The organism is Micromonospora sp. 050-3 (genome assembly GCF_046549335.1).
Classification (GTDB): domain Bacteria; phylum Actinomycetota; class Actinomycetes; order Mycobacteriales; family Micromonosporaceae; genus Micromonospora; species Micromonospora trifolii.
Genome location: NZ_JAJPVX010000002.1, coordinates 2619384 through 2632686, shown reverse-complemented (window position 1 = coordinate 2632686; position 13303 = coordinate 2619384). Strand labels below are relative to the sequence as shown.

Below are 13303 nucleotides of genomic sequence, written 5' to 3'. Positions count from 1 at the left end.
ACCAGGGAGACCAGACATGGCGGGTGACGACGACATCTCCGGGTGAGACCGGATGTGTTCGGCCATCGGTTCGGCGCGCCTCCTGCGCAGCCGCCGTGGCCATTTGTCGTTCCACCGGTTCCCGTTGTCGTCGGGCGGCTGAGGCGCGCCCACCCCACCCTTTGAGGTCACTCGCATGTCTGATGCGTTCATTGTCTGCTCGAACCTGTCCTTCTCCTGGCCGGACGACACCCCGGTCTTCTCGGAGCTGTCCTTCACCGTTCCCGGCGGCCGTACCGGCCTGGTCGCGCCCAACGGCGCCGGCAAGAGCACCCTGCTGCGGCTGATCGCCGGCGAGCTGCGGCCCAGCAGTGGCAGCGTCACCGTCGACGGTGTGCTCGGCTACCTCCCGCAGACGCTGCCGCTGGTCGGCGACCTGAGCGTGGCGCAGGTGCTGGGCGTGGCCGAGCGGATCGCGGCGCTGCACGCCATCGAGGCCGGCGACGCCAGCGAGGCACACTTCGCCACCATCGGCGACGACTGGGACATCGAGGAGCGCACCCGCTCGGAGTTGGACCGGCTCGGCCTCGGTGAGCTGTCGCTCGACCGCCGGCTGCACACCCTCAGCGGCGGTCAGGTGATCTCGCTCGGTCTGGCGGCGCAACTGCTGCGCCGTCCGAACGTGCTGCTGCTCGACGAGCCGACGAACAACCTGGACCTGGAGGCGCGGCACAAGCTCTACGACGTGCTGACCGACTGGTCCGGGTGCCTGCTGCTGGTCAGCCACGACCGGGAACTGCTGGACCGGATGGACCGCATCGCCGAACCGGACCAGGGCGAGATCCGCTGGTACGGGGGCAACTTCACCGCGTACACCGAGGCGGTGCAGGCGGCGCGGGAGGTGGCCGAGAGCAACCTGCGCAACGCCGAGCAGGAGGTCAAGCGGGAGAAGCGGGAGATGCAGCAGGCCCGGGAACGCGCCGACCGGCGGGCCAGCAACGCCTCGAAGAACCTGAAGAACGCAGGCCTGGCTCGGATCGTCGCCGGTGGGCTCAAGCGCAGCGCGCAGGAGTCGGCGGGCAAGGCGCAGGAGACGCACTCGTCCCGGCTCGGTCAGGCCAAGGCCCGGCTCGACGAGGCAGGGCGGGCGGTACGCGACGAGGACCGGATCGTCGTGGACCTACCGGACACCACGGTCCCGGGTGGGCGCACTGTCTTCTCCGGCCAGGGGATGCGGGCCCGCTTCGACGACCGGGACCTGTTCGGCGGCGACGGCGCGGACCTGGTGATCCGGGGTCCGGAACGGATCGCGCTCACCGGGGCGAACGGCGTCGGCAAGTCGACTCTGCTGCGCCTGGTCAACGGCGACCTGGACCCGGCCGGCGGCGAGATCCGGCGGGCCGACGGGCGGATCGCGTACCTGTCGCAGCGGCTGGACCTGCTGGACCTCGACCGTACGGTGGCGGAGAACTTCGCCGCGTACGCGCCGAACCTGCCGGACGCGAAGCGGATGAATCTGCTCGCCCGGTTCCTGTTCCGGGGCGCCCGGGTGAACCTGCCGGTCGGGGTGCTCTCCGGCGGTGAACGGCTGCGCGCCACCCTCGCCTGCGTGCTCTGCGCCGAACCGGCGCCGCAACTGCTGCTGCTCGACGAGCCGACGAACAACCTGGACCTGGTCAGCGTGGGTCAGTTGGAGAGCGCGCTGTCGGCGTACCAGGGGGCGTTCGTGGTGGTCAGCCACGACGAACGGTTCCTCGCCGAGATCGGCGTGCGGCGGTGGTTGCGGTTGGCCGACGGCCAGCTGCGGGAGATCAGCGCCCCCGACCAGGGCTGAGCCCGGCGGTCCGGCCGGCGCACGCCGGCCGGACCGAGGCCCGGTCAGCTCACGTTGGCCGGGCCGAGGACGCTCTTCAGGTCACCCATCAGCGCTGTCGTCGCCGCCACCCGGAACGGACCCAACCGCAGGGTGGTGGTGCGCCCGCCGTTCTGGAGTTTGACGTGCACCTCGGTGTCGCCGGGGTGCAGCACCAGGGTCTCCTTGAGTTTCTCCACCAGCGGCGGTGTGCAGCGGTGCACCGGGATGGTGAGGGTGACCGGCTTGTTGGTGGCGCTGGTGCTGACGTCCGGCATGGACATGTCCATCGCCATGATGCGTGGGGTGTCGTCGCGGCGGTCCACCCGACCCTTGACCACCACGATGGCGTCCTCGGCGATGTACTGCCCGATCACCTCGTAGGTGTTGGGGAAGAACAACGTCTCCACCCCGCCGGCCAGGTCCTCCAGGGTGGCCGACGCCCAGGCGCGGCCCTGCTTGGTGACCCGGCGTTGCACCCCGGACAGGATGCCGGCGAGGGTGACGACCGCCCCGTCGGGCACCGCGCCGTCCTCGGCCAGGGAGGCGATGGTGGTGTCGGCCGCCGCGTTCAGGATGTGCTCCAAGCCGAACAGCGGGTGGTCGGAGACGTACAGGCCGAGCATCTCCCGCTCGAAGGCCAGCTTGTCGCGCTTGTCCCACTCGCTGTCGCCGATGGTCGGCATCACAGTGGTGCTGCCGGTGTCGGCGTCACCGAAGCCGGCGCCGAACAGGTCGTACTGGCCCACGGCCTCCTTGCGCTTGACGTCGGCGTACGCGTCGATCGCGTCGGCGTGCACCGCGAGCAGGCCCTTGCGGGGGTGGTCGAGAGAGTCGAACGCCCCCGCCTTGATCAACGATTCGATTGTCTTCTTGTTGCAGACCACCGCGTCCACCTTGGACAGGAAATCGTAGAAGTCGGCGTACTCGCCCTTCTCGTCCCGGCAGCGCATGATCGAGGCGACCACGTTCGCCCCGACGTTGCGCACGGCGGCGAGGCCGAAGCGGATGTCCCTGCCGACCGGGGTGAACGGCCCGGCCGAGGTGTTCACGTCCGGCGGCAGCACCTGGATGCGCATCCGGCGACACTCGGCCAGGTAGAGCGCCATCTTGTCCTTGTCGTCGCCGACACTGGTCAGCAACCCGGCCATGTACTCGGCCGGATAGTGCGCCTTCAGGTACGCGGTCCAGTAGGAGACCAGGCCGTACGCGGCGGAGTGCGCCTTGTTGAAGGCGTACCCGGCGAACGGCACCAGGACGTCCCACACCGCCTGGATCGCCTCGTCGGAGTAGCCGCGCTCGCGGCAGCCATCCCGGAACGGGATGAACTCCTTGTCGAGGATCTCCTTCTTCTTCTTACCCATGGCCCGGCGCAGCAGGTCCGCCTGACCGAGGGTGTAGCCGGCGAGGATCTGCGCGGCGCGCTGCACCTGCTCCTGGTAGACGATCAGGCCGTGGGTAGGCGCCAGGATCTCCCGCAGCGGCTCCTCCAGCTCCGGGTGGATCGGCGTGATCTCCTGGAGGCCGTTCTTGCGCAGCGCGTAGTTGGTGTGCGAGTCGACGCCCATCGGGCCGGGCCGGTACAGGGCCAGGACGGCGGAGATGTCCTCGAAGTTGTCCGGCTTCATCAACCGCAGCAGGGACCGCATCGGCCCACCGTCGAGCTGGAACACGCCCAGGGTGTCACCGCGGGCCAGCAGCTCGTACGCGGCCTTGTCGTCCAGCGGCAGGCCCAGCAGGTCGAGCTTCCGGCCGTGGTTCAGCTCGATGTTCTTGACCGCGTCGTCGATGATCGTCAGGTTGCGCAGGCCGAGGAAGTCCATCTTCAGCAGCCCGAGCGACTCGCAGGTCGGGTAGTCGAACTGCGTGATGATCGCCCCGTCGGCGTCGCGGCGCGTCAGCGGGATGTGCTCGATGATCGGCTCGGCGGACATGATGACGCCGGCGGCGTGCACACCGGTCTGCCGGATCAGCCCCTCGATGCCCTTGGCCGTGTCGATCACCTTGCGGACGTCCGGGTCGGAGTCGTACAGGCCGCGGATCTCGCCCGCCTCGGCGTAGCGGGGGTGCTTGTTGTCGAAGATGCCGGTGAGCGGGATGTCCTTGCCCATCACCGCCGGCGGCATCGCCTTGGTGATCCGGTCACCGACCGCGTACGGGAAACCGAGGACCCGGGCCGAGTCCTTGATCGCGGCCTTCGCCTTGATCGTGCCGAAGGTGGCGATCTGGGCGACCTTGTCCTCGCCCCACTTGTCGGTGACGTACTTGATCACCTCGCCGCGCCGACGCTCGTCGAAGTCGATGTCGACATCCGGCATCGAGACCCGCTCGGGGTTGAGGAACCGCTCGAAGATCAGCCCGTGCAGGATCGGGTCCAGGTCGGTGATGCCCAGGGCGTACGCGACGAGCGACCCGGCAGCCGAACCACGGCCCGGACCCACAGCAATGCCCTGGTTCTTCGCCCACTGGATGAAGTCGGCGACCACGAGGAAGTAGGACGGGAAGCCCATCTGGTTGATGACGCCCAGCTCGTACTCCGCCTGGACGACGTGCCCCTCGGGGATGCCGCCCGGATAGCGGCGGGCCAGGCCGGCGAAGGTCTCCTTGCGGAACCAGGACTCCTCGGTCTCCCCCTCGGGCACCGGGAAGCGCGGCATCAAATTGTGGAACTCGAACATGCCCTTCGGGTCGACCTTCTCGGCGACCAGCAGGGTGTTGCGGCAGCCCTCCTGCCACAACTCGGACGAGTCCACCGCGCGCATCTGGTCGGCGCTCTTGATGAAGTAGCCGCCGCCCTCGAACCGGAACCGGTTGGGGTCGTCGATGTTGCTGCCGGTCTGCACGCAGAGCAGCACGTCGTGGGCGGTGGCCTGCGCCTCGTGGGTGTAGTGGGAGTCGTTGGTGACCACCGGCGGGATGTCCAGCTTTCGGGCGATCTCGGTGAGCCCTTCGCGGACCCGGCTCTCGATGGAGAGGCCGTGATCCATGATCTCCAGGAAGTAGTTGTCCTTGCCGAAGATGTCCTGGTAGCTGGCGGCGACCTTGAGGGCCTCGTCGAACTGGCCCAGCCGCAGCCGGGTCTGCACCGCGCCGGACGGGCAGCCGGTGGTGGCCATGATCCCCTCGGCGTGCTCGGCGATCAGCTCCATGTCCATCCGGGGCCACTTGACGTAGTGCCCCTCCATGGAGGCGCGCGAGTTGAGGGTGAAGAGGTTCTTCAGGCCCTGCGCGTTCTTCGCCCACATGGTCTTGTGGGTGATCGCGCCGTTACCGGAGATGTCGTCGCTCTTCTGCTCCGGGCGCCCCCACTTGACCCGCGCCTTGTGATAGCGCGACTCCGGCGCCACGTACGCCTCGACGCCCAGGATCGGGGTGATCCCGGCGGCCATCGCCTGGTTGTAGAAGTCGTTCGCGCCGTGCATGTTGCCGTGGTCGGTGATCGCCACCGCGGACATGCCCAACCGCTTGGCCTCGGCGAACAGGTCCTTCAGTCGGGCCGCTCCGTCGAGCATCGAGTACTCGGTGTGCACGTGCAGATGCGCGAACGAATCAGCCATGCGTGGCGCCCCCCGGCGGTGTGGATCTTGTTGGTCGGAGCCGACCGGCACCTACCCTACCGAGGTGATCTCGGCGGCTCCACCGTCCGCGCCGAGGGTGTCCCTCGTCTCCTGATCTCCCCGGCGAGGGCCTAGGCTCTTCAGGATGGCGAGGTACTACGACGTGCACCCGGAGAACCCACAGCCCCGGGTCATCGGGCAGGTCGCGGACCTGATCCGCGGTGGTGGGCTGGTCGCCTACCCCACCGACTCCTGCTACGCGCTCGGCATCCAGTTGGGCAACCAGGACGGGCTGGACCGCATCCGCCAGATCCGGCACCTCGACGATCGGCACCACTTCACGCTCATCTGCCGGGACTTCGCGCAGCTCGGCCAGTTCGTCCGGATCAGCAACGCCGTCTTCCGCCTGGTCAAGGCGTCCACCCCGGGCAGCTACACGTTCATCCTGCCGGCTACCCGGGAGGTGCCGCGCCGGATGCTGCACCCGAAGAAGCGGACCGTCGGCGTACGGGTGCCCCGGCACACGGTCACCCAGGCGCTGCTGGCCGAGCTGGGCGAGCCGCTGGTGTCCAGCACCCTGGTCCTGCCCGGCGACGACGAGCCGATGACCCAGGGCTGGGAGATCAAGGAACGGCTCGACCACCAGCTCGACGCGGTGCTCGACGGCGGCGACTGCGGTCAGGAGCCGACGACCGTGATCGACCTGTCCGGGCCGGAGCCGGAGATCCTGCGCCGGGGCGCCGGGGACGTGTCCCGCTTCGAGTAGCGCGCCGGTTTCACGTCGGGTGCCGGACGCTACGGGGCCGCTGCGGCGGCACCTGTCCTACGCTCAGGGATCGGCACCGGCGAGCATTGGACACCCGGCATGCCCGACGCGGACGACATCGACGCCCTGGCCCGGTCCGCCGCGCACGGCGACCCCGCGGCGCTCAACGCCCTGCTGGTCGCGGTGCGCCCGGAGGTGCTGCGACTGTGCGCCCGATTCCTGCCCAGTCGGGAGGACGCCGAAGAGGCCTGCCAGGACACGTTGCTGGCGCTGGCCGGCGGCATCACCCGGTTCGAGGGGCGTTCCTCGTTCCGCACCTGGCTGCACCGGCTGACCGCCAACCGGGCCCGCTCGACCTACCGCACGCTGCGCCGCCGTTGTCGACTGGAGGCCGGCGGCGTCCCGCTGCCCGACCAGCCCGACCCCCGCCGGACCAGCGTGGTCGCGGGCACCCGCCTCGACCTGCTCGACGCCTTCGACGCGGTGCGCCCCGAGTTGGCCGAGGTGGTGGCCCTGCGTGACGTCCTCGGGCTGAGCTACCCCGAGATCGCCACCCTGCTCGACGTACCGGTGGGCACGGTGAAGTCCCGCCTGCATTCGGCCCGCCACCAGGTCCGGCAACGGCTCGGCGTCGAATGAGCCGCGCGTCGTTCCGCCGGCTCGGCGTCCTCCTCGCGGCCACCGTGGGGGTCGCCGCCTGCGGCGGCGGCGACGCCGTCTCGCCCCTGCCCGTCCAACCGCCCGGTCCGACCCGTACGACGCCGGCCCCCTCCGCGATCGCCACGATCTCCGCGAGCCCCGCGCTCACCGGGTCGCCGTCCCGACCGCCGCCGACCAGCGCGCGCGCGGCCGCGCCACCGCCCGCACCCACCAGGCCCAGGGGTACGCCCCGCACGACTCCCCCGCCGACCGACGCGACGCCGGCCTGCCAGGGCGCGGTCCGCTACGACCTGCCGCTCGCCGAGACCGAGATCGAGCTGCTGAAATCGCTCTGCTTCGCCACCGGCGCGGTGCTGCGTATCCAGGGCATCGGGCCCGGGCTCGTCACCGTGGACCGCCCGGAGTTGGTCTCCCAGCAGTACGAGGCGGGCGTGGTGGACATCCGCTTCGTCCGCGCCGGAACTGTCGCCGTGACGATCCCCAAGGACGGCCGGGAGCACACCATCACAGTTGTGGTCCGCTAGCCGGTGGATCGGTGCCGGGCCCGGAGGAACTCGGCGGTGGCGACCCCCAGCAGCACCGCGCTGCCGCTCACCGGCTCGCGCTTCTGGGCCACTGTGACAGCTTCACACCCGGCGGGTCGCCGCCGGGCGCGTTCCGCCGCACCTACCGCAGGCGCACCCCGGCGAGCAGGGTGTCCACGAAGTCGGGGCCGCCGTCCGCGGGCGGGGCGACCTGCACGTACACCAGGGCGGGTCGGCCGGGGTGCAGGGCTGCCGACTCGATGATCTGCGGCCGGCCCCGGTCGCAGCGGTACGCCACAACGGTCCACTCGACGCCCGCCTGCCGGGTGGCGCGGGCCGGCGCGGGCGTGCAGTCGCCGTGCGTGCGCTCGGCCAGGAAACCGGCGGGCGTGGCGCGGGCGGCCGTGCTGACGGAGAGGCCCACGAACGCGCCGGGCAGGTGGAGGTCGGCGGCCCAACGGCGGGGTTGCGGCGACATCACCAACGCCGGTTCGGGTTCGCCGTCGGCACCGTACTGACCGGCCCAGGTGGCACCCGTGGCGGACCAGCCGGGCGGCAACGTCACGGTCAGCGGCCCGGTCGTGTACGTGCCGCCGACCGGCCGAGCCGACCCGGCGCCACCCGGCTCGGCGCCCACCGCACCCACCGCGGCGACGGCCACCACCGCGGCCCCGGCCCGCCGCGACCAGTACCGGCGGCGCGCCCCCGCCCGGGGTGACGGCTGTCGCCGCGCGGGACCGGCCGCCACGGCCGGGGCGCTCGCGCGGATCAACGCGGCGTGCAGGGTCGCGGCGTCGGGGTAGCGGTCGGCAGGGCGGTGGGCGGTGGCCTGTGCGAGCACCGCAGCCACGGCCGCAGGCACGTCGTCCCGAAGTCGGATCTCCCCGGGGTGCCGAGGCGGGTCGAGCCGGGTCGGGTTCGCGCTCGACGGGTCGGCTGCCAGCAGTCGGATGCCGAGCCGGCCGAGTCCGTACACGTCGGCGCGGGTGTCGACCACAGCGCCCGGATCGTCCTGCTCGGGGGCCATGTAGCCCGGTGTGCCGGCCCGGGCGGTCAGCCCGGAGGCGGCGGCGAGCGCCTTGGCCAGGCCGAGGTCGGCGATCAGCACCTGTTCCGGCCCGTCGGGGCCGGCGGAGCGGAACAGGATGTTGCCCGGGGTGAGATCGCGGTGCACGACGCCGTGGCGGTGCAGCACGGCGACCCCGGCGCAGACCTCGCCGAGCAGCCGCAACGCCGTCGGCGCGGGGATCTCGTCAGCGGCCAGCCGGTCGCGCAGGCTGCCCCCGTCCGCCCAGGCCAGGACCGCGTACGGGCGGCCGTCGGGCAGCTCACCGACGGCGTGCACCCGGATCAGCCGCTCGTGCTCCAACCGGCGCAGCAGCCGAGCCTCGTCGAGGAAGCGTTCCCGCACCCGCAGGTCGTGGCTCCAGTTCTCGGCCAGCACCTTGATCGCCACGTGCGCGTCGAGCGCCCGGTCGTAGCCCAGCCAGACCGTCGCGAACGAGCCGACGCCGAGCAGTCGCTCGATCGCGTAGGGGCCGATCCGCAGTGGAGCCGTCACCCGCGTCACCCCCGGCCAGCATGGTCGGTCGGCGTTTCTCTGCACAGTAGACCCGGCCGGTTGGAATCCCGACGAACCGTTGGCCCTGGCGCGGTGACTAACAGGGCAGGAGACCCATCACCGAAGGAGCCACAATGAACCGTCCCGCGATCCTCCTCACCACCGCCGCGTTGGCGCTCGGCACGCTCGTCCCGGCGACCGTCGCCGGCCCGGCGGCGGCAGCGCCAGTGGCCGGCGGCACCGCGCCCGCCTCGGCGCGCGGTCCGCTCGCCGCCGCCGCCGGGCACAGCCACCCGCAGGTGCTCAGCGTTCGTGGCGTCGGTGTCTACCGCATCGGCGCCAGCCTGGCGTCGCTCACCACCAACGGGCACATCGACTGGACCGTGCCGACCTGCGGCGGGGTGGTACACGCCGGCGCGACCGGATCCTGGGCGGGCGTGATCCTGCTGGCCTTCCGCGACGGGCGACTGGTGGAGGTCGGTACGGCCACCGCGCCGCCGCGGTCCCCCGCCGGCGCCACGGTCGGCATGTCCTTCGACGAGTTGGAGGCGATCTACGGGCGGCGGGGTTCGCTGATCCGCAACGACGCGGGGGACGCCGAGGCGTACCTGGTCCGGGTGGGGTCGCGGGTGGAACTGTTCACCGGCCACCCGATCCGGCCGGGGGCGGGCTACTTCCAGGTTGGTCCGGCCAGCTTCGTCGAGCGGAACTTCCGGCAGGGCCCGACCTGCTGACTTTTCCCAGGTACGGGGCGTCCGGTGTCGACCGGGCGCCCCGTCCGTCGTGTCGGCCCGAACGGAGGTTGGGCAGACACGATGATGTCGGCGTAGACAATAGTGTGTGCCACACAGTATGGTGTGACACATGGTTAGCGAGGACGTTCTACGGACGCACCTGCAGGAGTTGCGTCGAGGCACTGTCGTGGTGGCCAGCCTGGTCGCGCTACGCCGACCGGACTACGGCTACGCACTACTGCAACGGCTCAGCGACCACGGCTTCCCGGTCGACGCCAACACCCTCTACCCGCTGCTGCGCCGTCTGGAGGACCAGGGGCTGCTGACCAGCGAGTGGAACACCGAAGAGAGCCGACCGCGCAAGTTCTACCGGACCAGCGACGAGGGCGAGTCGATGCTGAACCGGCTCCTCGACGACCTCGCCGCCGTGCAGACCTCCATCACCGGGCTGATCCAAGGAGTGGACCGATGAACACCCTGACCGACCGCTACCTCGCCGCCACCCTGCGATCGGTGCCCACTCAGCGCCGCGACGAGATCGCCACCGAGCTGCGGGCCTCCATCGAGGACATGATCGACGACCGCACCGGCGGCGGCGCGGACCCGACGGCCGCCGAGCGCGAGGTGCTCACCGAGCTGGGCAACCCGGACGTGCTGGCCGCCCGGTACGCCGACCGCCGGCTGCAGCTCATCGGCCCGACCTACTACCTGCTCTGGCTGCGGCTGCTGAAGCTGCTGCTCAGCTTCATTCCAGCGCTCGTCGGCACGATCGTCACAGTGGTCGACGCGGCCGAAGGAAAAGGTTTCGGGGCCATCGGGCCGGGCATCGTCGCGGCCATGCAGGTGGCCGTGCAGATCGCCTTCTGGCTCACAGTGACGTTCGCCATCATCGAGCGCACCCAGACGGCCGTTGACCTGCCGGAATGGACTGTCGACCAACTGCCCGACGCACCGGTGCGACGAGGCATCCCCCTCGCCGACACCATCGCATCGGTGATCATGCTGCTGCTGACGATCGCGTACCTGCCGCTCCAGCACTACCACTCCTGGGTACGCGGCACCGACGGCGAGAACATCCCGATCCTCGACCCGGCTCTGTGGTCGTTCTGGCTGCCGGCGCTGATCGGGGTGCTGGCGCTCAGCGTGATCTTCGAGGTCGTCAAGTATCGGATCGACCGCTGGACCTGGGCCCTGTTCGGCGTGAAGGCGCTGCTCAACCTGGCGTTCGCGGTGCCGCTGGCATGGCTGGCGCTCTCCGACCGACTGCTCAACCCGGCCCTGGGTGAGCGCCTGAGCTGGGTGGCGGAGGCAGACAACCGGGACTCCCTCGGCCTGGCCATCGCGGTCGGCGCGGCCGCGATCGTGGTCTGGGACCTGGTCGACACAGCCCGGAAGACCCGCCAGCAGACGACCGCGTGAGCGCACCAGCGTAGGCGGCCCGGCGCGTACCCCGCGCCGGGCCGTCGCCCGTCGGCGTGGCCGTGCAGGAAGCGGCGTGCCCGGTCGACGGGCCTGGTGGGCGGCGTGGCATCGTTCCCGGATGACCGTGGCAGCACGAGACGAATGGCGCCGGCCGGGTCCGACAGCCGAACAGCGCCGGTTCGACCTGTGGATCGGGCTGGCGGTGACCGGGCTGGCGTTGGTCAGCCTCACCCTGGCCCGCAGCGCCGGGGCGTTCCTGCTGGGCCCACCACCATCCGGGCCGGAGCAGTTGTTCTGGACCGTCGCGGTGACGCTGCCGCTGGTCTGGCGACGACGCTGGCCGCTGGCGACCCTGCTGATCGTCTCGGTGGTGTTCATCTGTGCCCAGGCACGATCGGCCCCGGAGACCCAGTTCTCCGCCTGGGCGCTGTTCTGCGTCATCTACACCGCCGGCGCCTGGGGGCAGGACCATCGGCTGGCCCGCCGGCTGCGGATCGGCGTGATCGCCACCATGTTCATCTGGCTGGGCGTCTACTACGCCGTGACCATCGACCACATCCCCCCTGATGCCTTCGACGACGCGGTCGGCCCGGTGCCACCAGTGCTCGCGGCGATGGTCACCGGCGTGCTGGTCAACGTGCTGACTCTCGGGTTCGCCTACTTCTTCGGCGAGACCGCGTGGGTGGCCGCACGCCGCGAGCACGAGCTGCGCGCGCAGGCCGAGGACCTGCGCCGGTCGCAGGCCGAGGGGAGGGAACGGGCGGTGCTCGGCGAACGCGTCCGGATCGCCCGGGAGCTGCACGACGTGGTCGCCCACCACGTGTCGGTGATGGGCGTACAGGCATCCGCCTGCCGCCGCGTGTTCGACCGCGACCCGGGCAAGGCCCGCACGGCGCTGACCGCCATCGAGCAGAGCGCCCGCACCGCCGTCGACGAGCTGCGTCGGATGCTCGGCGTCCTGCGGACCTCCGCCGGCACCGACGCCGCGCCGCCGACGGCTGGCGGCGTCGAGCGGATCGACGAGTTGGTCGAGCGGGCTCGGGCCGCCGGGCTGACGGCCACCCTCGGGGTGTACGGCGACCCGGTCGCGTTGCCCGAATCGGTCTCCCAGACGGCCTACCGGGTGACGCAGGAGGCGGTGACCAACACCCTGAAGCACGCCGAGGCCGCCCTGCTCGACGTGCGGGTCCGGTACCTGGCCCGGGAGGTGGAGGTCGACGTGACCGACGACGGGCGGGGCGGCGGCCCGACCGACACCGTCGGATTGGGCCTGATCGGCATGCGCGAACGGGTCACCGCCCACGACGGCGACCTGGAGGCCGGGCCGCGGGCCGGCGGCGGCTGGCGGGTACGCGCCCGCTTCCCCCTCGCGGCGTCAACGGACCGGTCGGTGGGCCCACAGCGGGAGCCGAACGACAGGCAGCAGGCGGCAGCCGGAGCGGAGCCGTCGGCATGAGCGCGCCAGCCCAGCACGCACCCGACACCGGGCCGACGGTCCGGGTGCTGCTCGCCGACGACCAGCACCTCGTCCGCACCGGCTTCCGGGTCATCCTGGAGGTGGAGGACGACATCGAGGTGGTCGGTGAGGCCGCCGACGGCGAACGGGCCGTCACCATGACCCGAGCCACCCGCCCCGACGTCGTACTCATGGATGTGGAGATGCCCGGGATGAACGGCCTGGAGGCCACCCGGCAGATCGTCGCCGACGGCCCCGGGGCGCCCGCGGTGCTGATCCTCACCACCTTCGATCGCGACGACTACCTGTTCGCCGCGCTGCGGGCCGGGGCCAGCGGCTTCCTGCTCAAGAACGGCACGCCGGAGGAGCTGATCGAGGCGATCCGGGTGCTGGCCAGGGGCGACGGTCTGCTCGCCCCGGAGATCACCCGGCGGGTGATCTCCACCTTCGCCCGACCCGGCGACCCGGCGGGCACCGCCCACCGGGGTCCGGACGCCGAGGCCACGCTGGCCGAGCTGACCCCGCGCGAACGGGAGGTGCTGATGCTGCTCGCCGCCGGATCGAGCAACGCGGAGATCGCCACGGCCATCCACCTGGGCGAGGCGACGGTGAAGACGCACGTGAGTCGGGTACTGGCCAAGCTCGGCCTGCGCGACCGGGTGCAGGCAGTGGTGTTCGCGTACGAGAACGGGGTGGTCCGGCCCGGCGGGTGACGGCGTCCGCCGCGAGGTGGACCCGCCCCCTCACCCGCCGGGCGGACGGCGCAGCGGCGTGATCGATCTAGCGTGGGTG

11 protein-coding genes are annotated in these 13303 nt (G+C 71.4%); 9 read left to right on the top strand and 2 right to left on the bottom strand.

All coding sequences use genetic code 11. From position 1 onward, the window contains the following. The first annotated feature begins 175 nt into the window (after window positions 1-175). Window positions 176-1813, top strand: a complete 1638-nt coding sequence (abc-f, locus tag ACLJOK_RS27180; RefSeq protein WP_410821390.1) for a ribosomal protection-like ABC-F family protein — start codon at window positions 176-178, stop codon at window positions 1811-1813. A gap of 44 nt (window positions 1814-1857) precedes the next feature. Here abc-f and dnaE read toward each other — a convergent pair whose 3' ends face one another. Beyond that, complete coding sequence (gene dnaE / locus ACLJOK_RS27175) at window positions 1858-5388, bottom strand: DNA polymerase III subunit alpha (RefSeq protein WP_410821389.1); 3531 nt, start codon at window positions 5386-5388, stop codon at window positions 1858-1860. 145 nt (window positions 5389-5533) lie between these two features. Between dnaE and ACLJOK_RS27170 the strand changes: the two genes are divergently transcribed. The 3 genes from ACLJOK_RS27170 to ACLJOK_RS27160 all read left to right on the top strand — a co-directional run bounded on the left by ACLJOK_RS27170 (window position 5534) and on the right by ACLJOK_RS27160 (window position 7338). Then, a complete protein-coding gene (locus ACLJOK_RS27170; RefSeq protein ID WP_410821388.1) occupies window positions 5534-6154 on the top strand; it encodes an L-threonylcarbamoyladenylate synthase in 621 nt (206 codons plus the stop codon). A gap of 99 nt (window positions 6155-6253) precedes the next feature. Continuing rightward, complete coding sequence (locus ACLJOK_RS27165; protein WP_410821387.1) at window positions 6254-6793, top strand: RNA polymerase sigma factor; 540 nt, start codon at window positions 6254-6256, stop codon at window positions 6791-6793. Beyond that, window positions 6790-7338, top strand: a complete 549-nt coding sequence (locus tag ACLJOK_RS27160; protein ID WP_410821386.1) for a hypothetical protein — start codon at window positions 6790-6792, stop codon at window positions 7336-7338. The genes ACLJOK_RS27165 and ACLJOK_RS27160 overlap by 4 nt, the downstream gene beginning before the upstream one ends. A 142-nt stretch (window positions 7339-7480) precedes the next feature. Here ACLJOK_RS27160 and ACLJOK_RS27155 read toward each other — a convergent pair whose 3' ends face one another. Then, window positions 7481-8899, bottom strand: coding sequence for a protein kinase domain-containing protein (locus ACLJOK_RS27155; protein WP_410821385.1), 1419 nt, complete (start codon window positions 8897-8899; stop codon window positions 7481-7483). Between the two features lie 134 nt (window positions 8900-9033). Here ACLJOK_RS27155 and ACLJOK_RS27150 point away from each other — a divergent pair, with 134 nt between their 5' ends. From ACLJOK_RS27150 to ACLJOK_RS27130, 5 genes are all read left to right on the top strand, one after another. After that, window positions 9034-9633: a hypothetical protein gene (locus tag ACLJOK_RS27150; protein ID WP_410821384.1), complete on the top strand. Its 600-nt coding sequence runs from the start codon at window positions 9034-9036 to the stop codon at window positions 9631-9633. A gap of 130 nt (window positions 9634-9763) precedes the next feature. Next, window positions 9764-10105, top strand: coding sequence for a PadR family transcriptional regulator (locus ACLJOK_RS27145; RefSeq protein ID WP_091401756.1), 342 nt, complete (start codon window positions 9764-9766; stop codon window positions 10103-10105). Next, window positions 10102-11052, top strand: coding sequence for a permease prefix domain 1-containing protein (locus tag ACLJOK_RS27140; protein ID WP_410821383.1), 951 nt, complete (start codon window positions 10102-10104; stop codon window positions 11050-11052). The genes ACLJOK_RS27145 and ACLJOK_RS27140 overlap by 4 nt, the downstream gene beginning before the upstream one ends. A gap of 121 nt (window positions 11053-11173) precedes the next feature. Further along, window positions 11174-12511 (top strand): sensor histidine kinase, encoded by a 1338-nt coding sequence (locus ACLJOK_RS27135; RefSeq protein ID WP_410821382.1) that lies wholly within the window; start codon window positions 11174-11176, stop codon window positions 12509-12511. Then, window positions 12508-13224 (top strand): response regulator, encoded by a 717-nt coding sequence (locus ACLJOK_RS27130; RefSeq protein ID WP_410821381.1) that lies wholly within the window; start codon window positions 12508-12510, stop codon window positions 13222-13224. Before ACLJOK_RS27135 ends, ACLJOK_RS27130 begins: the two co-directional genes overlap by 4 nt. The last annotated feature ends 79 nt before the right edge of the window (window positions 13225-13303 follow it).